Consider the following 24,150-nt stretch of genomic DNA (forward strand, 5'->3'; position numbering starts at 1 on the left):
ACAATGAAAAAAAGACTTTTAAGCCTACTGCTTGTGTTCTGCATGGTGTTTACCATGATCCCAATGGGTGCCTTTGCCACAGCGGGTAATACCCTTATTGGAACAAGCAGTATACAAGATGCAACACTGTGTGAACATCACACCGTACATAATGAAGCTTGTGGATATGTCCCTGCCACAGTGGAAGTACCGTGCAATCACGTACATGATGAACATTGCGGATTTATTCTAGCAGTTGAAACCATTCCCGCTACAGAGGAGATTCCTTGTGATAAGGGCTGCGTAGACACAGATGGTGATGGTGTGATTGACCATGTAGCAGACTGTGCCTATACTCCTGCTATACCAGAAATCCCTGCTGTTACGGGTGCACCATGCAATCATCAGCATAATGAGACTTGTGGCTATGCCCCTGCCAGTGAGGGTGTAGCGTGTGGTTATGTGTGTGAGGAATGTGCACAAAAAATGGAAGATGGAGAAAAACTCACTCTCTTAAATTCCTCTGAAAGCACCACTAGCTACAATGTTTGGGTAGCTGGAATACAGGTAACAAGTGACAATAAGGACAATATTACAGGCGAAGGAATTACAGGCACAGTGACCTATGACCCTGACTCCAAAACGCTAACCTTAAGTGACGCAACTATAACGAGCTCCTCTTTAAATGGTGTTATTTATAGTATGGGAAATTACGACCCATTCGAGAATACTGAAGAGTATGACACACTGAATATTGTTCTTAGTGGTACAAACAGCATAGAGCATACCGGTGGTAGTAATTTCAGTGTGGGCATTTACGCAAATTATATTGCACTAAACATCAGTGGTGAGGGCTTACTTAATGTGACTACCACAGCAATGTGGGGAGGAAACAATCAGCAAGGTACAAGTATTTTAGCCGGTAATATAACCATCACTAGTGGTACTATTATCTGTAATACCGCTGATGTAGGTAGCTGGGCAAGCTCAAGTTACGGCATGGAAGCTGACTCCATAACAATAAGCGGCGGTACAGTGATAGCCAATACTGGTGTGGGGTCAAATAATATGGGCGAAAGCTTCGGCATGAAAGCAGGCTTAATAACAATCAGCGGTGGTACAGTAGTAGCAAGTAGCAGTACTGCACAAAGGGCAGGGGCATTTAGTTCTGTACCTGTTTTAACAGACTATACCGCTCCAAAAGTTATTCGTGTTGGGGATAATAAAGACAATGTAGCCATTTGGGATAACACCACAGGGCTAAACACCTACAAATATGTAAAAATCGCCCCTCCAGACTACGGTGACTTTATTATAACCACAGATGCAGGCAATACGCTCCCAACTTTCGACAACGGTATCTTGACCTTTGGCGCTAGTGGAGAGTACACCGTTGCCATGAAAAGCGGTTTAGAAACAACTTCTAATCGTATTGAGGTGACTGCAGAGGATGTTACACTAAACCTTGATGGCATTACTATCAGTGCACCACAAGGGGCTGAAAATAGTGACGGTCCTACTGCCCTCACCGTTACTAATGGAACCCTTCTTAATGTCATAGCAGACTCTTCCCTTACTGGCGGATATGCCGGTTTTGGAGGCAGCAAAGGTGGTGGGGGCATTAAGGGTAACATTATCCTAACTGGCACGGCAACCCTCACTACCACAGGAGGAAGTGGCGGGAACGACCAAGCAGCAGGCCATGGTATCACTGGTAATGTAGATGTTTCTGGTGGGATTACATTGATTGCCAAAAGTGGCAGTGGCATGGCAGGTATGGGCATTAATGACGGTACTTTTTTAGGTGGAATCATCACTGTGGCGGATGGATTTGCTGTTTTGTGTGGACCAAGTGAAGACTATTTGGGACCTTTAACGGAAAGCAGCACTACTTTCCAATATGTCAAGATTATACCACCATCATCTATCCGCTCCTTTGACATTGCAAAGGGCAATATTACGGTGGAAAAAAGCTCTATAGCAGGAAAAATAAAGGTTGACTATACAGATGAAATGGGCATAGTCAAAACCGCAGACAATATTGACTCTGCCGATATGCTCACAATTACCCAAACAAATACAGAGACTACAACGGCAAACGAAATCGTAGTAAATGCAGGGACAAGTGCAGCTCCTGTCAACATTACCCTTGCTGGGGTAAATATTTCAACAAATAATACACCCTTTAAACTACAAAACACTGCAGTGGTCAATCTTATCTTAGAAGAGAATACTACCAATACTCTAGTTGGGGGCAGCAATAATTCTGGCTTAGGGGTGCCCCAGAACGCTTCTGTCATCATTGATGGAAAAGGTACCCTTTACGCAAGTTCTAACTCTTATGGCTCTGGTATAGGCAGTGATCATTGTGGTGCTATAACCATCAAGGGTGGTACGGTTACCGCTAGTACTTCAACCAATGGTGGCGGCGCAGGCATCGGCGGAGCCGTAGGTAGTAATGGCGGTACCGTGGTTATCACCGGTGGAAATATCAGGGCAGTAGGAAGTGAAAATGCTGAAAATATTGGTAAAGGTGCAGGTGGATTAAACTCAGGCACGCTAAAAAATGCAGCAGGTGATATAATCTACCTTGCAAGCTTTACAGAGCCCACGGATAACAAGGATAAAGTCTTTACGATAACAAAAGCGGCTGGTGCAGAATACACCTATGATTTAAATCAATCAAAGGCTATTGATGGAAAATGGTATGTCTATTTGCCTGTAGGTGTGGCAGAGGCAACCTATGATGGTGTAACCTATACATGCACAGTAAAAAACGATTACTCAGCAGTATTTACTAAAAAGATCCCCACAGTTACCGAGTATTTGGAACAAAATCCGGCAACGCCAGACACCGATTATATACTAAATACCACCAACAAAACCCTTGCTATTAAAACCTCCAAAGGTGCGGCGTGGTGGAGTGCAAAGGGCAACAGCTATCTTGACTATGCTATTACGTTAGAAAACGACATCAACGTGTCGGATTTCCTATGGTCCCCTGTTGGTAATTTTATCAATAAATTTATTGGAAATTTTGACGGAAAGGGGCATATTCTTACAAACTTAACTATAGATGTCACTGTAACAGATACAGATACCTATGTTGGTATGATAGGTTGCTCAGGAGGTCATGTTCGAAATGTAGGCGTAGTTGATACCTCTATTTCAGCTACAGGCAACTCTACCACCACCCCTGCCAACGTTTATATCGGAGGCATTGTAGGATATTTGGCAGGAGGTAGCCTCTCCAACTGCTACACTCTCGGCACAGTTAGTGGAGTGAGTACGTATGGAAGCGTCAATGCCGGCGGAATTGTTGGCTCTGCATCAAGTTCTGTAAATAATTGCTACAGTCTTGCAACTGTCAGTGCCAGCGGTGGCAACGAAAGTAATGCTGGCGGCATTGCAGGCAATAAATATGGCGATACCATCAAGGATTGCTATTACTTAGATACCCTAGCAATTATTGGAACAAATGCTTATCTTGGCACCACCTTAACCGATACTCAAATGAAAGCGGCAAGCGGTGATGATGCCTTGATAACAAAGCTGAACGCATGGGTAAATACCCAAGAAAGCACCGATTACTACACATGGAAAATAGGTAGTACAACAAGTTCTACAAACGACAGCTATCCTGTGTTTGACTCTGCTTGGACGGCACTTCACAAGCACTGTGTCTGCGATAGGGATGTCCATTTAGGCGACCACACAAGTTGTAATGATATAACGTATAAGCCATTCCCTGATGACTGGGATAGCAGTACCTCCTTAGAGGGCAACTACTACCTTACCCACAATGTGACAATGCCAGCAAAAATTTATATAGAGGAGAATAAAACCCTTAATCTTTGCTTAAATGGTTATAAGTTGGATGCAAGTGGCTTAAATAGTGCGTCACAAATTGCTCCCGCGATTCATGTTTATGGCACCCTAAATCTGTGCGACTGTAAAGAGGGTACAAATAGTGGTGGTAAAATCACAGGGCTTAATAACTCCTATTCACCAATTATAATTACTAACAGTGGCGTATTTTCAATGTATAGTGGCAGTATTACCCAAAATACTACCACAAACGATACGGTAAGTAATACTGGAACCTTTACTATGTATGGGGGCTCCATTACTGGGAACACTGCAGAAGAAACTGCTGGTGTTTCTAATGAAGGAACGTTCACTATGTATGGGGGTAGTATCACAAATAATACAGGCTGCTTTGGTGGCGTAATGAACAATGGAGATTTCACTATGTATGGGGGCATCATCACCGATAATAGGGCGTCCTTAGCAGGTGGAGGTATCTTAAGTACAACCAATATAATGCTCTCCGGGGATGTAACTATTTCTGGAAACAAGGTAGGAAATGCTAACAATAATATTGGGCTTACTTATACAAAAGGAGACATCGGTTCAAGAAGGCTCTCACCAGTCGCTCCCACCATTAAAATTTTAAGTCCACTTACCAATACAACACCTATTGGTGTATCAATTTTTGAGGCGACAATAGGCGCAGATAATCATCCCCTATTTACAGCACAAAGTGGCGTGTTTACCAGTGGAACCACTTTGACTAACAGCGACTATGCAAGTAACTTCATCTCCGACAACAGCCGTTTCGTTGTGGCAGTAGCAGACGATGGGCAGCTTATGTTGAAAGATGTCCCAATTTACGTTCCTGTAACAAATATCACAGATGTGCCAACCACAACCACAGTAGGTACCGATTTAACCTTAACAGGTACAGTCTCTCCTGCTGATGCAAGTAGCCAAATCATTGTATGGCGTGTTAAAAAAGCGACAACGACAGGGGCTACCATTGTAAATGGCAAGCTGAAAACCACAGGGGCTGGCACTGTAACTGTGACGGCAACCATCACAAATGGTCTCAGTCCAAATAGTGATTATACAAAGGATTTTGATATTACAGTTACTGCTATACCTCAAGCAAATACAGGTAATTTATACGGTGTCATTACTAATAGTGAAGGAGCCCCTCTTGAGAATGCAAGGGTAGTACTTTTTGAAAAGGTAGGTACATTTAAATCTGCAACAACGGATGCAAACGGAAACTACACAATATCCGATATTCCTTATGGAACCTATTACTTTTATATACAATATAGCTCAGCGAATAAATCTAGTTATCTTGTTGACAATGTGACTATATCTCAGACTTATACCATTAAGAATATGCACTTTTTAAAAGGACAAAGAAACACAAATGTTGAACTTGGTAGTGACACACCTTCTATTGCCATAGGTGGTATTAATGATAGCTACGATGCAAATCTTACAAATAAAGAAATTACTGCCATTAATAACGGCGGCGAATCTCTCATCATACTACAAGCTATAAAAAAAGAGGCAAGCCAGGTTTCTTCTGACAAAGCTCTGATACAGTCAATTGCTACTGGAAAATCTTTAGGTTACTTTATTGATTTAAGCATATTAAAAACTGTAAAAGATACAAGCGGTAACATCATAACCAATAAAGAAGCACTTGCTTCACTACCAAATGTTGTTTCGATTACGATACCTATACCAACAGAATTGCAAGGCAAAGACAGTTTAACCGTTTATCGTGTACACAAAGGCACACCAGAAACATTACGTGGAAATCCAGCTACAGGCAATGAAGGTTATAAAATAAGTGGTAAATATCTCACGATTTACACTCAAAACTTTTCACTCTATGCCCTAGGTTATACTGCAACAAATAGTGGCGGTGGTTCCACAGGCAGTTCTTCTGGTAGTGGTTCTACAGGAGGCTCTTCCTACCATTACTATAACATCAAAATCACCAAGGAAGGCAATGGCACCATCTCTTCTGACAGTGATTTAGGCAGCACCTTATCTGTTCGTGAGCATTCTGACAAAACATTCACCTTTACCCCCGATAAGGGATATGTGATAAGTGATGTTCTTATAGACGACAAGAGCGTTGGTGCCGTATCACAATACACCTTTGAAAATGTACTGAAAGACCATAGTCTAAAGGTTATATTCAAGGCAATCACTACGCCTATCCATCCCCAGACTGGTGTTGTCTTTAAAGATGTGAAGGAGAACGACTGGTTTGTAGATGCAGTGTATACAGCTGTGAACAACAATTGGTTCAGTGGCACCAGCGAAACTACCTTTAGCCCTTATCTATCCACTACGCGTGGAATGATTGCAACCGTACTTTGGAGAATGGAAAAAGAACCTGCCGCAAGTACCACTTCTATCTTTGAGGATGTGGCAAATGATGCATACTATGTAGAGGCAGTGAACTGGGCACAGGAAAACAGTATCGTAAGCGGATACGGCAACGGAAAATTTGGTCCACAGGATAACATCACCCGTGAACAAATGGCAGCTATCTTATATCGCTATGCACAGTTCAAGGGTTACGATGTGAGCAAGACCACAAGTCTTGACAGTTTCATCGATGGGGATGCTACTTCTGATTATGCCAAAGAAGCTATGAGTTGGGCAGTTGCCAACAGACTAATTTCCGGCAAAGGAAACAGCATTCTAGACCCGAAAGCAGGAGCTACCCGTGCGGAGGTAGCAGCTATTCTCACCCGATTTAATGGAATATTTACCCAATAATACAACCACATAAAGTAAAGATACATTCGAAGGGGCTGCCGCGCAATTAATCAATTAGATTAGTTGGACGGCAGCCCTACTTTTATACAAAATAATAAGGCAGGGGATAATCCCCTGCCTCTGTTGTTATACTAAGTTTATGAAGAACATCATAAAACAACACAAACAGTATACTGAACTTAGAGGAGCTTATCAACTCCCTCTCCCTATAGATTTTGAAACTGCGGTTTCACCAGATGATTCTACTAAGTTCCTTAGCCACATACTGGAGGAATTAAATTACACAAAATTATATCAAGTATACTCTCACAAAGGGAGAAAACCCGGTGGTTAATAACTTATAACACCTTTTTTACATGATAATGTAAGTTAAAATTTAACTATATAAAGTAAAAAATTACATTTTAACATAGAATATTTTGTAGTAAAATGTTGAAATAAATATTCTGTATATTCGGTATTCCCATTTAACCTATTACATAAAGAAGGAAGGTAATGAGTGTGCGGCAGAAAAATATTCAACAAATTTTAGAGAAGTTTTATATCCGTAAGCAAACAAAGGTTAAAAACAAAATATTAATTATCTTAATTACTTCCGTTATTTTAGTAGTATTTTTTATTTCTAGTATTGCTCTTACACTGTTTTATAATCAGACTATGCAGGCAGTAAAGACCTTTATAACAGAAGCAGCCGTTTTAGCTGCTAACAATGTAAAGTCTACAGTAGAGGCAAATTTAAAAACAGTAGAGGAGTTTGCATCAAGAGAGTTTTTTGTGCTTGACTCTAGGACAGATTTTGAAACTATACAAGCCTGTGATGCTTTTACGAAGCGCTATGATTATACAACCACGAGTTATGCTAGTAAGGAAGGGATGACAACTTCAGGAACAGATATTAGTGATAGAGAATATTTTGTGCGCTGTAAAGAAACAGGAAAACCAGTTATTTCAGATTTAATCGTATCTCCAACAGATGGAAAAACGGCTATTGTTTTGGCTGCACCTATTCTTAAAGAAGGTATTTTTGAAGGGATTATTATTGCTCAAGCCAATGCTAACTTTTTATCAGAATTAACAAGCAACATTAAAATAGGTAAAACAGGTACCACTTACATGCTTGACCGAATAGGCACAACAATAGCTAGTGAGGATCGTAATAAGGTGTTAGAAAGAACAAATATTATTGAAGCTGCCAAAACAGATAAAAGTATGAAAGCGTTTGCTACAGTACAGGAGAAGATGCTTGAAGAAAAGAGTGGTTTTAGTAGTTACAGATATAATGGTTCCTCTAAAATTGTGGGTTATGCACCAGTAGGGGTTAATGGTTGGTCGATAGGTGTATCAGGAAATAAGTTAGAATTTTTAGGTAGTGTTTATCTTGTTATGGCACTCATTATTGTTCTTGCACTAATGAGTATTATGTTGATTACTATAATAGTAGTACGTATTGTAGATAACATGGTAAGGCCGTTAAAATTGTGTTCTGAACGCATTGTTTTATTAGGTAGAGGAGATTTACATACACCTTTTCCAGAAATAGATACTCAAGATGAAATAGGTGTAATGGCAGAGACTACAAAAGCAATGATTACTACTTTGGGTAGTATGATTAAGGATGTAGGTTACTTACTAGAAGAGATGGCTCAAGGTAACTTTAATATAAAGACAAAATCAGAAAAAAGTTATCAGGGTGATTTTTCACAGATTCTAAGATCTATCATAGCTTTAAACAGTAGACTCAGTGATATGTTAAGGCAGATTGATGAAGGTTCTATACAAGTGGATAGAGGTTCGTTACAACTTTCTGAGAGTGCACAAGCTTTAGCAGAAGGAGCCACTGAGCAAGCCAGTTCTATAGAAGAGCTTACGGCAACTGTTGAAAGTGTATCTTATACAGTAGCTGATAGCGCCAAAAAGGCTAAAGAGGCATTTATTCAAGCTAAAAGCTACAAAAATCAGGCAGAGCAAGGCAATGAAGAAATACAAGCACTCATACAAGCGATGAAGAGGATAAACGCAACTTCTAAACAAATAGAAAGTATTATTGGAGAAATAGAACGGATTGCTTCACAAACGAACCTATTAGCTTTAAATGCCTCTATTGAAGCAGCACGGGCAGGAGAAGCAGGAAGAGGCTTTGCAGTTGTGGCAGCAGAAATTGGTAAGTTAGCAGCAAGTAGCTCTGCTTCAGCTATCAATACACGGGAATTGATTAGTAAGTCTCTACAAGAAATAGAAGAGGGAAATCAAGTGACAGTACATACTTCAGAGACTTTAGAAAAAATAATTAATGGTATTAATACTCTAGCTGAAACATCTCAGTTTATTAGTAGTATATCTGATTCACAGGCGGAAACTATGCAGGAGATGAGTCGAGCAGTGGGGCAGATATCTAACATTGTTCAGAATAATTCAGCAGCTGCAGAAGAAACTTCTACCATTAGTCAAGAGCTTTATGCTCATTCTGAAAGTCTAAAATACTTAGTAAATCAGTTTCAGTTTGATAAAAAGAATAAGTAAAAGTAAAATATTAAAGGTCTATGAAGTTAAAAATGTAAGCTTAACTTCATAGACCTTTTACTATCTAGAGCGTATTTTTATAATATGTTTTTGTTTTGAAGATAAGGTTACTTAGGTTCCCAAATAGTAAAATAGAAAGGAGAGCCATCAGAGGCAGGTGTTTCGCTGGGGACGGAAGAGACACACCTAAAAGAATCTTTATAATCACAAAAAGTAGTATCTCCCTCTACATCTTTATCTACCAAAGTAATATAAAGTCTACTAGCATAAGGTAAGAAAGCTTTATAGATTTCTCCCCCGCCTATGATAAAAACAATTTCTTGTGTTTTGCAGAAGGCAAGAGCTTCTTTCATACTATGGAGAGTAGTAACCCCTTCGGCGTGAAAATTCTTATCATGAGTAAGTACAATATTTTGGCGATGAGGGAGAGGACGCCCAATACTTTCAAAGGTTTTACGCCCCATTAGTACAGTATGTCCTTTTGTCATACGCCTAAAGTAAGCTAAATCCTCTGGAATGTGCCAAGGCATTTGACCAGCAATGCCAATTTGATTATTTTTACTAGTAGCAACTATAAGATAAATCATTTGTATTTTCCTTTCTAGTTAGTTTAATAAAACTATACTGCAACAGGTGCTTTAATGACAGGATGAGGATCATAGCCTATAATTTCCATATCTTCTAGGTTAAAATCAAATACAGACTGAATGGCAGGATTAAGCTTTAGTGTAGGAAGCTTTCGTGGAGTACGACTTAATTGCTCTTTAATCTGCTCTAAGTGATTAGCGTAGAGATGAACATCTGCTCCTGTATAGACTAAGTCACCTACTTCAAGTCCACATTCATGGGCAATGAGGTGGGTAAGAAGAGCATAAGAAGCAATGTTAAAAGGAAGTCCTAAGAAAACATCATTAGAGCGCATATTAAAAAGACAACTGAGTTTTCCGTCTACTACATAAAATTGAAAACAGAAATGACAAGGAGGAAGCTGCATAAGGCCTTCATAAACAGAAGCTACATCCCAGGCATTTACTAATAACCGCCTAGAATTAGGATTGTGCTTGATTTCATTAATGACCCATTTGATTTGGTCGTAGACCTTTCCATTGCTACCTTCCCAGTGACGCCATTGTTTGCCGTAGACATTTCCTAAATCACCATAAGTCTTTGCAAAAGTATCATTTGTTAAGACTTGTTCTTGATAAAATTTCATTTGTTCTTCATAGATTTTATTAAAAGCCTCATCTTGAGTAATGCGAATACCAAAGTCAGTCATATCGGGTCCTTTATAATCTTTGGAGGTTACCCATTTTTGGAAACCCCATTCGTCCCAGATATGATTATTATGTGCTAATAAATAACGTAGATTGGTATCCCCTTTTAGGAACCAAAGGAGTTCACTTGCAATTAATTTGAAAGGAACTCTTTTGGTAGTAAGCAAGGGAAAGCCTTCGGCAAGATTAAAGCGAAGTTGATAACCAAATAAGCTATAGGTTCCTACACCTGTACGATCTTCTTTAAAAATACCTTTATCTAAAATGGTTTGACACATCTCTAAATAAACCTTATCGGCATTATTCATGAATTATTCCTCCTAAATAAATAAAAAATAGAAAGCTTTTTTATAGGAAAAAGAGCTTGTTAGATAGAACATATTTTAGCATATTAATGGTCAAGAAGCCACTTGGAAGGAATTTGAAAAGATGGGATATATACCATAAAAATAGAAAGAATCTTGGTAAATTCACCAAAAAGATAGGATATAATGCTTACAAAATTGTCTGAAAATTATAAATAAATATTAAAAAGAATGAATGATTTTAAAGAAAATATATTTAAATTGCCTTGATTTTTTCGGCTAATTATGATAATCTTATCATGTAAGTTAAAATATTGAAACAAAAACGATAGGTAGGCCTCTTGTAACAAAAAAGCATGCAAGACCGAATACGTTTTGCGTAACAGTGTTTTAGCAATAAAAGATTTTTTTAAGGAGGCCTCGTTAAAATGACAGGTAAAGTTAAATGGTTTAATGCAGAAAAAGGTTTTGGATTCATTGAAAGAGATGGCGGAGATGACGTATTCGTACACTTCACAGCTATTCAAGGTGACGGCTTCAAAACATTAGAAGAAGGTCAAGAAGTTAACTTCGATATCGTTGAAGGCAACAGAGGACCACAAGCTGCTAACGTAGTTCGTGCTTAATTAAGATTAATACAATAGTATATAATAGCCACTCAGCAATGAGTGGCTTATTTTTATGCATCTGTAGTAGTTCTAGTAAACTAGGTTTGTCTATTAAGCGTTACTTTTTTAAAGTTAATATAAATTTCAGTTTGTTGAAGTGCTCTTGTCGTTTCAAAAGTCAAAAAAAGGGGTGTCGGCGCAGCCGCAAGAAAAAAGGCTTTTCTCCGGTTTCTGGGTCCTCGCCTTGGCAAACTCTAGGTTCAGTCCTGTAGACTAACGGTCCTACCTATCGCAAGAAGAACGCTTGCGATAACGTCCCTAAAGGCAGCCTACAGGCCTTCACCAAGACTTTGCGAAAGTCTGTGGAGGAAACCTGCGAAAAGCCTTCTTTCTTGCTCTGCACTGTATCACGAAAGTTTAAATTTTTCATATTCCTTCTTAAAGACATGAGTAGCAAATCAATAGTCACGAATTTTTATTAAGAGTCCCAAAGTATGGGGTGTATGGGATGCCGTACTGTATAGTATTATCACTGTAGTAGGAAATTAAGAAAAAATAGGAACAGGATAAAAACATTGGCTAGCAAGTAAGGGAGCTCTTCGCAAGCTTCCTCCACAGGATGGATGTAAAATCTTAGAGAAGTCCTATAGGCTGCTTTTAGGGACGTTATCACAAGTGCCTTTCTTGTGATAGGTAGGACCGTTAGCCTATTGGACTGAACTTAGATTTTACCCATCCGAGGACCGAGAAGCTGGAGAAGAGCTCCCTTACTTGCGGTCCCTAAGAACACCCCTATCCTTTCCTTTTAGTATTATTATGTATAAAACAACTCCATAAACTGAAAATTATAATAAGTGAAGAAATCCCTCAAGCATTTAAGTTAAGATGCTTGAGGGATTTTAGGTTCTAGCTTGGGAAATTAGAGCACATAGCGAAAGATTGCCCAGTAATGACAAGCACTACCCAACATAACAAAGATATGGAAAAGTTCATGGAAGCCGAAGCTAGGAGATATATTAGGCTTTTTAATAGCATAAATTATCCCACCTATAGTATACATGATCCCTCCACCTACTAAGAATAAAAAGCCACCTAAAGAAAGAGAGGCATAAAGTGGTTTAAGTGCAAAAAGAGCAATCCAACCCATACCAATATAAAATAGAGTAGAGAGCCATCTTGGCATATCAATCCAAAGTATTTTTAAAGTAATACCTATAAGTGCTAAGCTCCATACGGTAATGATAATACCCCATTTCCAAGCGCCTGTTAAGGAAAGCATTGCAAAAGGTGTATAAGAACCAGCAATTAAAATAAAAATCATAGAATGATCTAGTTTTTTTAGTTTTACAAGAATAGCATCAGTAGTTTGCACTAGGTGATAAATACCACTTGTAGTATAGAGTAAAACAAGGCTTAATCCAAATATACAAATAGAAATAATACTAGTTGTCATAAAGGGTGAATTGGTATCAACTAGAAGTAACATAAAGACCGTCCCTATCAGTGAAAGTCCTGCACCAATCAAGTGAGTAAAAGCATTAATAGGTTCTCTGAAATTGTTTTTCATTAAATCATCTCCTCAATACAATAAGTAGTTATCAATACTACTTATTATTATAAGTAAAATATATCATAATATACATATATAAGTCAATAAGGTTATTGGAATATTTTGCATTGATTTTTAAAACGACTCTGTGTATGATAAGACTAAGAGATAGGAGGAAGCACATGGAAGATAAAGATATACAAATAATTATAGAGGAACTGAATTTACAAGAAAGTATTTCTCTTAAAAGTATTCCAAACTTGGACTTGTATATGGATCAAGTGATTACTCTTTTTGAAGATAAGTTAAAGCATACAAAAAGATACCAAGAAGATAAACTTTTAACAAAGACCATGATTAATAACTATACAAAGGATAAACTTTTAATGCCTGCTGTTAAGAAGAAATATACAAGAGAACACATTATCTTGATGATTCTTCTGTATGGATTAAAGCAGATTTTAACTATTTCAGATATAAAGACTCTCTTTGGAATACTTATTCGTGAGGAGAAAGTAGATGCGGCTAAATTAGAAAATGTTTATACAGTCTACCTTGCCCTTAAAAAGGAAATAGTTCGTCAGTTTTCAGAAGAAGTACGGTCTGTAGAACAAGAGGTAGAAAAGCAACTGAAGGATGAAAAATTAGAAGGGGAAGAAATAGAGAGAGAAGAATATAGTGAGGAAGGTATAAAAAATATGCTTCTTGTCACAATGTTTACAGAAAAAGCTAATTATTATAAGCGCCTAGCTGAAAAGATTATCGATCAGAATATTATTAAGGAAAAAGAAAATAACAGATAGAATATATGAAAGAAAAAAGTGTGAATAAAACTTCTGTTTTGAAGTAGAATGAGCACTTTTTTTAATGGATTATATAATACAAGGATAAGTTTGGAAAATTTAATAGGTCTATTGAAAACCACTTTTAACAATGCTAAAATGAATGTATAAATAGTTAATTAATTAACAAAATAAACTTACTCTTAAGTCCATAAAAAAGACAAGCTTTTACATGTTTTATCACAAGATGAGAAAATTTTCATAGCTATTTGTTTTGAAAAATTATATAATCCAAATAGTAGAGTAAATTATTAAGTTAATTAGAAGAGAATTAAATTAATAATTATTTAAATAATAAAAAGAAGAAGGTGTAGAAATGTATAAGATTGTTACCAAGAGAATTCTTAATCCTACGGTTGTGTTAATGGATATTGAGGCCCCTCTTATTGCTAAAAAAGCAGAGCCAGGACAATTCATTATATTGAGAGTGGATAGTGAAGGAGAAAGAATTCCACTTACTATTGCAGATTTTGATAGAGAGAAGGGAACAGTAACTATTATTTTCCAGGTTGTTGGAAAAACAACTAAAGCACTCAGTCTCCTTAATGAAAATGATGCAATATGTGATTTTGTAGGACCACTTGGAGTAGCTTCTCATGTGGAAGGCCTTAAAAGAGTAGCTGTTGTAGGTGGTGGTGTAGGATCTGCGATTGCATATCCGATTGCAAAAAAATTACACCAATTAGGTGCTAAGGTAGATGTTATTATTGGATTTAGAAACAAGGATCTTGTTATTTTAGAAGATGAATTTAAGGCAGTAAGTGATAACTTATTTGTTATGACAGATGATGGAAGTCATGGTGAAAAAGGTCTTGTAACTCAAGCTCTTGAAAACCAAATCAAATTAGGTAATGAATACGATGAAGTTATTACTATTGGACCACTTATTATGATGAAGTTTGTATGTGAAGTAACAAAGCGTTATAATATCAAAACAACAGTAAGTATGAACCCTATTATGATTGATGGAACAGGTATGTGTGGTGGTTGTCGCCTAACTGTTGGTGGTGAAACTAAGTTTGCCTGTGTAGATGGGCCAGACTTTGATGGTCATTTAGTAGATTTTGACGAGGCAATTGCACGCTCTTCTACATATAAAGAATTTGAGGAACATGCTTTAAATCATTACTGCAATTTGATGGGGGTGGAATAAATGGCAAACATGTCACTTAAAAAACTAGATATGCCTGTACAAGAACCAGAAATAAGAAATAGTAACTTTGAAGAAGTAGCTTTAGGTTACACACCAGAAATGGCTATGGAAGAAGCAGAAAGATGTCTTAATTGTAAGCATAAACCTTGTGTAAGTGGTTGTCCTGTTTGTGTAGAAATTCCAGCTTTTATAGAAGAAGTGAAAAAAGGTGAATTTGAAAAAGCTTATGAAATAATTAAAGAAACAAGTGCTCTTCCAGCAGTTTGTGGACGTGTCTGTCCTCAAGAAACACAATGTGAAGCTAAATGTGTAAGAGGAATTAAGGGTGAGGCAGTAGCTATTGGGCGTCTTGAGCGTTTTGTGGCTGACTATCATATGGCAAATAGTACAGAACAAGTAAAACCTATTGAAAATAATGGGCGTAAGGTAGCTATCATTGGTGCAGGTCCTGCCGGGCTTACCTGCGCAGGAGACCTTGCTAAAAAGGGTTACAAAGTAACTGTTTTTGAAGCACTTCATGTAGCGGGCGGAGTACTTGTTTATGGTATCCCAGAATTCCGTTTACCTAAAGCTATTGTGCAAAAGGAAATCGATACATTAAAAGCTATGGGAGTAGAAATCTGTACAAACATGGTAATTGGTAAAGTGCTTTCTATTGATGAACTTTTTGAACAAGGTTATGAAGGTGTATTTATTGGTTCAGGAGCAGGGCTTCCTAGCTTCATGCATATCCCAGGTGAGAACTTAAAGGGCGTTTACTCTGCTAATGAGTTTTTAACTCGCGTAAATCTTATGAAAGCTTATGAAAAAGAGAGTGATACACCAGTTAAAGCATGTAAAAATGTAGCTGTTTTTGGTGGTGGTAATGTAGCAATGGATGCAGCGAGATGTGCAAAACGTTTGGGAGCTGAAAATGTGTATATCGTTTACAGACGTTCCGATGCAGAAATGCCAGCACGTAGAGAAGAAATTGAACATGCTAAGGAAGAAGGTATTATCTTTAAAAACCTTACAAATCCAGTTCAAATATTAGGAACACCACAAGAAGGTGTGATAGGTGTTGAATGTGTATCTATGGCACTAGGTGAGCCAGATGCATCGGGTAGGAGAAGACCTATTGTAGTAGAAGGTTCTAATTTTGTATTAGATATTGACTGTGCGATTATGGCAATCGGAACAAGTCCTAATCCACTTATTCGTAGCACAACAGAAGGCTTAGAAACGAATAAATGGGGTTGTATTATTGCAGAAGAAGAAACGGGTCTTACAACAAGAGAAGGTGTTTATGCAGGTGGTGATGCTGTAACAGGTGCAGCCACTGTTATCCTAGCTATGGGTGCTGGTAAGAAAGCTGCAGCAGCTATGGATGAGCATTTGCAAGGTAAAAGCAGATAAAAATATAGAATTAAAAAAATAAAAGACTTGATAAGGCACTTTAATAGCCTATCAAGTCTTTATTTTTTAATTATTAAGCGTTATGAGCTTCTGCAACAACTTTCTTTAATGCTTCAAGAGCTTCAGCTGGAAGTTTATCAAATCCACCTTTTGCTGTTTCACGAGATGCAACGAAGTCTACGCGATCTTGCATACGTTTTTGTAATTGTTCAACATATTCTTTATTAGAGAAGTCTGGTACGAAGCCTTCCCACTCCATAATTTCGATATCTGAGAATGGTCCCCATGGTTTGAAAGTAGCTGTACCTTCAACAATTGCTTCAAGGATACCAAGTGTATCTTTTGGAGTTACTTTTTTACCCATGAAATCACCTGTATTGATGATGTAGCAATCTACGTTTCTTTCAGCAACTAATGCTTTGAATTTTTCATAGTCATTTACAAGTGGGTAAGTTCTAAATGGGTTAGCATATGGTTCAACAACTAATGCATTTGGATCTACGCCAGGAGCAAGTCTTTCTGCGCTTGAACGTTTTGTAGCAAGTGTAGCCCCCATAACTGAAGCAAGCTCAGCACCACTAAGTTTTACTACTGGTGGAATAGTTGGGTCTTTCATGATCCAGAAGATTGCATTAACTGGTTCGTCGAATTTGTTTACACGGTTTGGTGACCAAAGGATTGATTTAACAGCACGGCCGTTACCGTTACGAATATCTTCTGTAACAGGAACAACTTTACCATCTTCATCAACTGTAGCACCACAGTTTTGCATAGTAACAAGGTATTTGTTATCTTCACATGTAAGTGGGTAGTCTTGTGTTTTGTCAAAGTAAGCTGGCTCTAAAGCAATTGAAGAACCATCTTCTGTTGAAATAACGAAAGCGTCATCGTGAAGTACGGTAATATCATATTTACCACCATGACGTGCATGTGTGATAGTTGATTTACCAGAACCAGAAAGACCAAATACACCAGCTACGAAGCTTTTACCATTTGGAAGGTTGTAACGTTTTTGTCCACCGTGGCAAGAAGCGTATCCGTGACGGTTAGCCATAGCCCATGCAAGTGTAAGTGTTCCTTTTTTGTGTTCTCCAAAGTATCTCATACCAAGAAGAGCTGCACAGTTATGCTCTGGATCAAAGAATGTAAGTCCCATTGGATGATCTGGGTGAGACCAGTCTGGGTCAGAGAAGATATAGATATCTCCATCTGTATCAAATAATCGAGATTCATTGTACATCTTAGAAACTTCTTCATTAAGTGCTTGGAAGTTAAGTAACCAAGAATACATATTGTTCGCATATGTAGCAGGAATACAAAGATGAGCTTTTACAGCAAAGTCCTTATCAAGACCTACGATAGCTTGCGCATGACACATTTCTTTTTTACGAGCTTGGAAGATAGCTTCGCTAATTTTAAGAGCATATTCTCCAGCATTGATTCCTTCTTCTCCCATGATTTTACGAGCAGCAGCAGCACGTCCACTTACTGCGCCGTCATTGAAAAGAAGAATTTTAGCATCTTCATCAAGACCTAAAATTTCTGGTTGGTACACAGGGATGTCTGTAACTACAGTACCAGGAGCCTTTACAGCATATTTGTAAGCTTCTTTTAAAGAGGTTACAAGAGTTACGTTATTGCCATAGAAACCTGTTTCAATTGTTGTGCGGATTGAGTTGAAAATAGGGTTGCTAGCACCTATTTCCGTTCTAGGAAATCTTGCTTTTGTTGCCATTTGAAAATCCTCCTTAGGTTAAAATAATTTATTACATGCCACAATGTGACAAAATAAGCCTAACAAAAGTGGCTAATTGAGAGAAATATCAAAATTTCTCCCAAGTATAATTATCTATTTTTTAACTGTTAATGTCAAGGTTTTTAACAAACAATTTAATAAAATTAATGAATATAAAAGTTAATATTAAAATTTAATAATCTTTTAAAATGAATTAATTAATTTACAAATAAAATGGATAAAATATACATTTATTTATAAAGGCATAGAATATATTAGTACATAATCTATAACTTGTAAGAATATATTTTTTTAAACATATATGAGGGAGAAAAGAATCATGAATTATAGGGAATTATTTAGTGGAATTGAAGAAAAGATACAGTTGGAAGATGGTTCCTATAGAGTAGCTATTAATTTGGATAATGCAGCTACAACACCTCCTCTAAAAAAGGTAGATGAATTTATTTATACCAATATTTTGATGTATGGTTCAGTAGGAAGGGGAGGTCAAAAATCACATTATTGTACACAGGCCTATGAGATTTCGAGAGAAGAAATTCTAAGTTTCTTTGGAATATCCAAGGAGGATGGTTATACTACGATCTATGTTAAGAATACTACAGAGGGAATTAATTTACTTTCCAATATTCTTTGTAGAGACAAAACCACTAAAGTATTAGTTACACGTATGGAGCATCATGCCAATGATCTGCCTTGGCGAAGAGCAGCTCAAACCTTTTATATAGAAGTAGATAGTGAAGGGAAAATTAATTTAGATGAATTAGAGAATAAGTTAAGACGGAGTATAGGAACTATTAGCCTAGTGAGTCTTACGGGTGCATCTAATGTAACAGGTTATATCACACCGATTTATGAAATTGCTCAAATTGTTCATAGGTACGGAGCTAAACTTGTAGTGGATGTAGCACAACTAGTAGCACATAGGGCTATTCAAGTAAAAGGAACGGGTAAAGGAGATCATATTGATTTTATTGTGTTTTCTGGACATAAGATGTATGCTCCTTTTGGATGTGGGGTAGTAATTGGGCCTAAAGAAATTTTTGATCTTGCACCTCCTTATATGATAGGAGGTGGCATTGTAACAGCTGTATTTGATAATGATGTCTATTATAAAAGAGCACCAGAAAAGGAAGAAGCGGGTACACCTAATTTTTTAGGTGCTATGGCCATTGTAGCAGCAACTACTGTATTACAAAAAATAGGTTTTGAAGCTATAGAAAAACATGAAAAAGCACTCACAATAAGGCTTATATCAGGGCTAAGCCAGTATAAAGAGGTAATCCTTTATGGGGATCAAAGGGGAGAAAGAGTTGGAGTAGTTCCTTTTAATATAAGGGGAATAACATATGATAAGGTGGGAGAATTCTTAGAAAAGAAATGTGGTATTGCTGTAAGAACAGGTTGTTTTTGTGCTCAGCCTTATGTGGCAAGGCTCTTAAATATAAGTGATGATGAGCGCTACCAAAAGATGCAAGATTTTAATGCTACCATGCCAGGGATGGTTCGTGCTAGCTTAGGTTTATACAATACGGAAGAGGAAGTTGACACACTTATAGAAAGTATCGGAAAACTTATAGGGGGAAAAAAATGAAACCACTCCTTTCGGTATAGGAAAGGAGTGATTTCATTTTTTCGTACTTTAGATTAAATTGCCTAGTGGCAACAAAAGTTGTAGGATAAACACCCCACCTTCTGTTTCAAAGGAATACAGTCCACCATGACGCTCTACAATGGTTATCATGCTTTTAATTCCAAAGCCATGTCCATAGTCCTTGTTTTTTGATTTTGGTAATTCACCCTCCATCTCGATCTTTCCCACATAGGCATTTTCAGTAGAAATGACTAATTTATGATTGGTGACAATAGCATGGATATATATCTTACGGAGCTTTTTATCTTCCAATTGTGCAGCAGCAGTTATGGCGTTCTCCAGTGCGTTAGACAGTAGTGCACAAAGCTCAGTATCATTTACCCCAAGTATGGCTGGTAATTTGACGTCTACTTTCATAGCTACATCCATTTTTTTTGCCCGTGTATTAAAGGCAGACAAAATTAAGTTGATTGTTTCATTTTCGCAGTAACGTTTTGGGGTAAGCGCATCAATAGTAGCTTCTGTACTGGTAACATATTCTTTTATTTTTGATAGATTTCCATCCGCTGCAAAGCTTCCAATTAATGCTAGATGATGGCGCATATCATGACGAGAGATTATAGTATTTTTCTCTATTTGCCGCATGTTGTCAAAATCCAATTGAGCTTGATGAAGTTGTAAAGCAAAGAGGTCTCGTTCCCGTTGAGCATGGGCCTGCTTTTGGGACTCATTGTAGTATAGGAGGACAAATAAGAAATAAAATGTGCATACAAGCGAGGGCATAAACTGCACTGCTCCATAAGCTCCTGAATACAATAAATCTGTATAAACGGTGGTAACATAGTCGAATATGTAATACAAAAACGGCACGGTACCAAAGAGCAGACAAGAGCTTAGCGACCGCTCCATCAGTTCTTGAACCGAGCTGGCTATATGCCTTTTGAGAAAATAATATACAACAGCCATGGTTGCAATATAGCTGATATGATTAGCAAGGAGGTCACCAACAATTACCATCATCACTGCTCCAATCCAACGAGGAACTTGGCAACAAAGGTAGGCTGCAAGTACGCTACTTATAGAAATTAACCATGGGCGCTTAAAATAAAAGACAAGGAATAAGATCAACGGTAGGTGAACAATTAAGGGATATACTTGAGTTGTAAATACTATACCCATCATTTTCCAAGTAAGTACTTGAAAGAGAATAACAACTATACAAAAAAAAGCAGTAACCAGCCTGCCTATCCGTACACCAGCAAATAAAAGTGACACTGCCACACCAAATACTAAAACTAAGCAGTAACGGAGCATTTCCAAAATGGTAACTATCATAGCTTGCCACTCCTTTCGTTTTGTGAAAGCAAATATTTCATATAAGTCGCTTTCGCATTGGCGAAAGAGTTCCGGGCAACTGGTACAATTTTATAAACTGTAGTAAAAAAACCGTTTTTATTAAGTTCAGTGACTTGATGTAAGTTTACCACATAGGAACGATGAGGTTTATAAAAATATGAGGTTGCTAGTAAAGCTCCTTCATAATCGGCAAGGTAGCCATATGTTTCCCTTATCTCACCCTCTATAAGGTTAAACTGAACTATGCGATTTATGACCTCCACATATACAATTTTAGAAAAGGGAAGCTTGATGAGACCATTACCTGTTTTTAGTGTCAAATAAGCTTCCTCTTGTGCAATTTTTATAAGCTGTTTGTCAATAGTGGGGAATAGCTCATCCTCTCTCACAGGTTTTATAATATAGTCCACGGCACTTACACGGTAACTCTCTACCGCAAACTCACGGGAGGAGGTGAGAAAAATAATTGCTATTTCGTTATTCCAACGACGAAGCTCTTTAGCAGCATCCATTCCGGTAACGCCCGGCATGAGGATGTCCAAAAGTAGCAAATCAAACTGTCGCACTACCAAGGTTTCTAAAAGCTCGGTGGCACTTTGAAAGACTTCGTATGTGATTGGGCGATTCCGCTTCCTACGGTAATCTTCCAACAGCAAAGAAATACGAGACAGCTCGTCTATGCTATCATCACAAACTGCAATATGCATGTTCAATTCCCCCATTTATGTATAACTATCCGAGCATATTATAGCATGTAGCAAAATGAGCTTCAAGAATTAGAAACTACGATTCGTGCCATAGGAGTGCTAATTCGTGCGATAAAAAGATTTTAGGGAGAATGTTTGCTATTCTTTTAGTGTGTAGAGATGACATTTACACGGGAAGGAGTAATAATCTATGACATCAAACATGTTAGGCTGGTTTGCTGCAGGAATCTGTACGGTAGCGTTTGTTATACTGTGGTTCTCGCTGAGTTTCAGAGAGCTTTCCGCAAAGCGAAAGAGCCTTGATATCATCTATGAGCAGGTGCAGATGCACCGAAGACTATATATGCAGGAACGAGGTGGTGAGTATGATGTAGCAGCACAAAATATATTGGCAAGCAAGCTCATGGTCTATAGGGAAGTGGAAAAAGACTATAATGCATTACTAAAAACTCCTATGCATCGTATCCCAGCTTTTATCTTGAGATTTCACCTAGCTCGAAAGGAGAACATGCTATAAGCTATATCTGTGAAGATTGTAACTTTTTACCCTTCCTTGCATGGAGAAAGATGTTTTTTTAGCCAATTGAAATCTTCTGAAGTAAGGGCCTCCACTAAAAAAAGGAGAACAATATAGATCATTAGGCATAAGCTAATACCTAGGCATAAATGCCAACTAAGAGAGATAGAGGTGGGGATTATTTGATTAATGAGTAGTTTAGAAAAGATACCTGCTGTAGTCGCACTTACACTGGGTTTGATAAGCCAATTACTTACCTTTATTTTAATTTTAGTTTCATCTAAAAGTTTATTAAAGTTAAGAGTAGAAGTAAGAATATTACTAGCAATCATAATACCTATAAAGGCAGAAATACCTTTAATGGGTATTAAAAAGTAAATCATGAGGATGCGAAAGAGGGAATCAATGATACTATACCTTAGGCAGCACATTTGAATACCTAACCCTTTTAAGATACCATCTGTAACAGCTTCAATATACATAAAAGGAACAATAAGGGCAAGGATTTTAAGCATTTGCCCTACTTCTAATTTTTTATAGAAGATCAATGAAATTTCAGTAGAGTAATTAATAAATATGCTTACAATAAGCATACTGAGTATAAAAGTAAGTTGAATAACACGGTTAGTAGTATAGGCCACTCTTTTTTTGTGTCCAAGAGCATTGGCGCGAGCAATTTCAGGAATAAGTGTGGTAGAGAAGGCTGTTAAAAAAGCAGAGGGAAAAAAAAGAATGGGTAGTACCATGCCTTTTAACATACCATAAATACTAAGCGAGTCCTCTGTAGAAGCTCCAAATTTTCTAAGGCTCATCGGTATAAGTATATTTTCAATAGAGATAAAGGCAGAACCTACGTAGGCAATAAGTGCAATAGGAAGTATGAGTTTAATAAGGCCAAAGAGAATACTTTTACGAGTGGTACTATAAAAGGGAACTTTACCTTTAGGGTAAGAAACCCCCTTGCGATTAATGAGGTAGAGAGTCAATAAATAGCTGCAAGAGATCATTTCACCAATAGTCATGCCGATCCCTACAGCTGCATAGGCGTAAGATAAACCCTTAGGTGCCCAAAGACCTACTAAAGTCATGATAAGAGCAAGTTTTATAAATTGTTCTAAAATATCAGCACTTGCAGGAAAGGCAGCTTTCTTAACCGCGTAAAAATAACCTTTAAAACAAGAGGAAAAAGAAATAAATGGGATACTAAGAGAAAGCATTTTAAGCCCCCATAGGATACGAGCATCAGCAATAAATAGATGAATGATTGTGTCTGTAAAAGTAAAAAACATAAAGCTAGTAGTAATACTTAACAAAGCACTTATAAAGAGGGCAATTGCCATAACCTTTGAGATCATAGAAAAATGGTGTTTAGCAATTTCCTCTGCAATCATTTTGGAAACAGATACGCTAAGACCTGCAGAGGCCACAATAATACCTACACTATAAATAGTCATTAAAAGTTGATAGAGTCCCATACCCTCTGTACCAATAGTATTAGAAATATAAACAATAGAAATCATCCCTATTGTACGTGTCACCAAGGAGGTTGCAGTTAATAAAATAGTACTGGCGATAAGACCTTGTTCCTTCAAAAGAATTCCTCCTCATTATATGAATTACCTACAATTAAGTATATGAGGACAAACTTTTTTTACTACTAAATCTTTAAAGGAAACTTATAGAAGAATTAATAATGGTAGCAAAATTTCAGTTTGTTGAGGTGCCCTTAGGAATTTAAAAGTCAAGAAAAAGAAGGGGTGCCTACGCGGCCGCAAGAAAGAAGGCTTTTCTCCGGTTTCTGGGTCCTCGCCTTGGCAAACTCTAGGCTCAGTACTGTAGACTAACAGTCCTACCTATCGCAAGAAGAACGCTTGCGATAACGTCCCTAAAAACAGCCTACAGTCCTTCACCAAGACTTTGCGAAAGTCTGTGGAGGAAACCTGCGAAAAGCCTTCTTTCTTGCTCTGCACTGTGTCACGAAAGTTTAAATTTTTCATA

At 37.6% G+C, this 24,150-nt stretch carries 15 protein-coding genes; 8 read left to right on the top strand and 7 right to left on the bottom strand.

The window, feature by feature from the left end; translation table 11 throughout:
* The first annotated feature begins 3 nt into the window (after positions 1-3).
* Complete coding sequence (locus tag CS063_RS10475) at positions 4-6,576, top strand: S-layer homology domain-containing protein (RefSeq protein ID WP_099449649.1); 6,573 nt, start codon at positions 4-6, stop codon at positions 6,574-6,576.
* Positions 6,577-7,071: 495 nt separating this feature from the next.
* A complete protein-coding gene (locus tag CS063_RS10485) occupies positions 7,072-9,096 on the top strand; it encodes a methyl-accepting chemotaxis protein (protein ID WP_099449651.1) in 2,025 nt (674 codons plus the stop codon).
* 107 nt (positions 9,097-9,203) lie between these two features.
* Here CS063_RS10485 and CS063_RS10490 read toward each other — a convergent pair whose 3' ends face one another.
* Together CS063_RS10490 and CS063_RS10495 are read right to left on the bottom strand one after the other, a co-directional pair.
* Positions 9,204-9,683: a dihydrofolate reductase gene (locus CS063_RS10490; protein WP_099449652.1), complete on the bottom strand. Its 480-nt coding sequence runs from the start codon at positions 9,681-9,683 to the stop codon at positions 9,204-9,206.
* Positions 9,684-9,715: 32 nt separating this feature from the next.
* A complete protein-coding gene (locus CS063_RS10495) occupies positions 9,716-10,678 on the bottom strand; it encodes a thymidylate synthase (RefSeq protein WP_099449653.1) in 963 nt (320 codons plus the stop codon).
* Positions 10,679-11,103: 425 nt separating this feature from the next.
* On the opposite strand from CS063_RS10495, the gene cspD reads away from it, so the two are divergent.
* Positions 11,104-11,301 carry a cold-shock protein CspD gene (gene cspD / locus CS063_RS10500; RefSeq protein WP_099449654.1) on the top strand — a complete coding sequence of 66 codons (198 nt, stop codon included), beginning with the start codon at positions 11,104-11,106 and terminating at the stop codon, positions 11,299-11,301.
* Between the two features lie 901 nt (positions 11,302-12,202).
* On the opposite strand, the gene trhA is transcribed toward cspD, so the two are convergent.
* Entirely contained in the window at positions 12,203-12,850 is a 648-nt protein-coding gene (gene trhA / locus CS063_RS10505; protein ID WP_099449655.1) for a PAQR family membrane homeostasis protein TrhA, read from the bottom strand.
* A gap of 164 nt (positions 12,851-13,014) precedes the next feature.
* Here trhA and CS063_RS10510 point away from each other — a divergent pair, with 164 nt between their 5' ends.
* From CS063_RS10510 to gltA, 3 genes are all read left to right on the top strand, one after another.
* Positions 13,015-13,635, top strand: coding sequence for a DUF1836 domain-containing protein (locus CS063_RS10510; RefSeq protein WP_099449656.1), 621 nt, complete (start codon positions 13,015-13,017; stop codon positions 13,633-13,635).
* 355 nt (positions 13,636-13,990) lie between these two features.
* Complete coding sequence (locus tag CS063_RS10515) at positions 13,991-14,827, top strand: sulfide/dihydroorotate dehydrogenase-like FAD/NAD-binding protein (RefSeq protein WP_099449657.1); 837 nt, start codon at positions 13,991-13,993, stop codon at positions 14,825-14,827.
* Positions 14,828-16,222: an NADPH-dependent glutamate synthase gene (gene gltA / locus CS063_RS10520; RefSeq protein WP_099449658.1), complete on the top strand. Its 1,395-nt coding sequence runs from the start codon at positions 14,828-14,830 to the stop codon at positions 16,220-16,222.
* 73 nt (positions 16,223-16,295) lie between these two features.
* Here the strand turns inward: gltA and CS063_RS10525 are convergent, their stop codons facing one another.
* Positions 16,296-17,957 (bottom strand): phosphoenolpyruvate carboxykinase (ATP), encoded by a 1,662-nt coding sequence (locus CS063_RS10525; RefSeq protein ID WP_099449659.1) that lies wholly within the window; start codon positions 17,955-17,957, stop codon positions 16,296-16,298.
* Between the two features lie 340 nt (positions 17,958-18,297).
* Here CS063_RS10525 and CS063_RS10530 point away from each other — a divergent pair, with 340 nt between their 5' ends.
* Positions 18,298-19,572 carry an aminotransferase class V-fold PLP-dependent enzyme gene (locus tag CS063_RS10530; RefSeq protein ID WP_308415485.1) on the top strand — a complete coding sequence of 425 codons (1,275 nt, stop codon included), beginning with the start codon at positions 18,298-18,300 and terminating at the stop codon, positions 19,570-19,572.
* Positions 19,573-19,620: 48 nt separating this feature from the next.
* Here CS063_RS10530 and CS063_RS10535 read toward each other — a convergent pair whose 3' ends face one another.
* Together CS063_RS10535 and CS063_RS10540 are read right to left on the bottom strand one after the other, a co-directional pair.
* Positions 19,621-20,907: an ATP-binding protein gene (locus CS063_RS10535; protein WP_099449661.1), complete on the bottom strand. Its 1,287-nt coding sequence runs from the start codon at positions 20,905-20,907 to the stop codon at positions 19,621-19,623.
* Positions 20,904-21,635, bottom strand: a complete 732-nt coding sequence (locus CS063_RS10540) for a LytR/AlgR family response regulator transcription factor (protein WP_180270752.1) — start codon at positions 21,633-21,635, stop codon at positions 20,904-20,906. The genes CS063_RS10535 and CS063_RS10540 overlap by 4 nt, the downstream gene beginning before the upstream one ends.
* A 190-nt stretch (positions 21,636-21,825) precedes the next feature.
* Here CS063_RS10540 and CS063_RS17655 point away from each other — a divergent pair, with 190 nt between their 5' ends.
* Positions 21,826-22,152, top strand: coding sequence for a hypothetical protein (locus tag CS063_RS17655; protein WP_099449663.1), 327 nt, complete (start codon positions 21,826-21,828; stop codon positions 22,150-22,152).
* A 26-nt stretch (positions 22,153-22,178) separates the two neighbouring features.
* On the opposite strand, the gene CS063_RS10550 is transcribed toward CS063_RS17655, so the two are convergent.
* The gene (locus CS063_RS10550; protein ID WP_099449664.1) at positions 22,179-23,744 is read right to left on the bottom strand and encodes a putative polysaccharide biosynthesis protein; all 1,566 of its coding nucleotides are present in this window, start codon (positions 23,742-23,744) and stop codon (positions 22,179-22,181) included.
* Between the last annotated feature and the right edge of the window lie 406 nt (positions 23,745-24,150).

It is taken from the genome of Sporanaerobium hydrogeniformans (assembly GCF_002735925.1).
Classification (GTDB): domain Bacteria; phylum Bacillota; class Clostridia; order Lachnospirales; family Cellulosilyticaceae; genus Sporanaerobium; species Sporanaerobium hydrogeniformans.

Excerpts from the sequence above, each read along its gene's own strand:
- CS063_RS10485 (WP_099449651.1), top strand. The coding sequence starts at position 7,072 with ATGAGTGTGCGGCAGAAAAATATTCAACAAATTTTAGAGAAGTTTTAT.
- CS063_RS17655 (WP_099449663.1), top strand. The coding sequence starts at position 21,826 with ATGACATCAAACATGTTAGGCTGGTTTGCTGCAGGAATCTGTACGGTA.
- CS063_RS10510 (WP_099449656.1), top strand. The coding sequence starts at position 13,015 with ATGGAAGATAAAGATATACAAATAATTATAGAGGAACTGAATTTACAA.
- CS063_RS10495 (WP_099449653.1), bottom strand. The coding sequence starts at position 10,678 with ATGAATAATGCCGATAAGGTTTATTTAGAGATGTGTCAAACCATTTTA.
- CS063_RS10475 (WP_099449649.1), top strand. The coding sequence starts at position 4 with ATGAAAAAAAGACTTTTAAGCCTACTGCTTGTGTTCTGCATGGTGTTT.
- CS063_RS10540 (WP_180270752.1), bottom strand. The coding sequence starts at position 21,635 with ATGCATATTGCAGTTTGTGATGATAGCATAGACGAGCTGTCTCGTATT.
- CS063_RS10515 (WP_099449657.1), top strand. The coding sequence starts at position 13,991 with ATGTATAAGATTGTTACCAAGAGAATTCTTAATCCTACGGTTGTGTTA.
- CS063_RS10490 (WP_099449652.1), bottom strand. The coding sequence starts at position 9,683 with ATGATTTATCTTATAGTTGCTACTAGTAAAAATAATCAAATTGGCATT.
- CS063_RS10525 (WP_099449659.1), bottom strand. The coding sequence starts at position 17,957 with ATGGCAACAAAAGCAAGATTTCCTAGAACGGAAATAGGTGCTAGCAAC.
- gltA (WP_099449658.1), top strand. The coding sequence starts at position 14,828 with ATGGCAAACATGTCACTTAAAAAACTAGATATGCCTGTACAAGAACCA.
- trhA (WP_099449655.1), bottom strand. The coding sequence starts at position 12,850 with ATGAAAAACAATTTCAGAGAACCTATTAATGCTTTTACTCACTTGATT.
- cspD (WP_099449654.1), top strand. The coding sequence starts at position 11,104 with ATGACAGGTAAAGTTAAATGGTTTAATGCAGAAAAAGGTTTTGGATTC.
- CS063_RS10535 (WP_099449661.1), bottom strand. The coding sequence starts at position 20,907 with ATGATAGTTACCATTTTGGAAATGCTCCGTTACTGCTTAGTTTTAGTA.
- CS063_RS10530 (WP_308415485.1), top strand. The coding sequence starts at position 18,298 with ATGAATTATAGGGAATTATTTAGTGGAATTGAAGAAAAGATACAGTTG.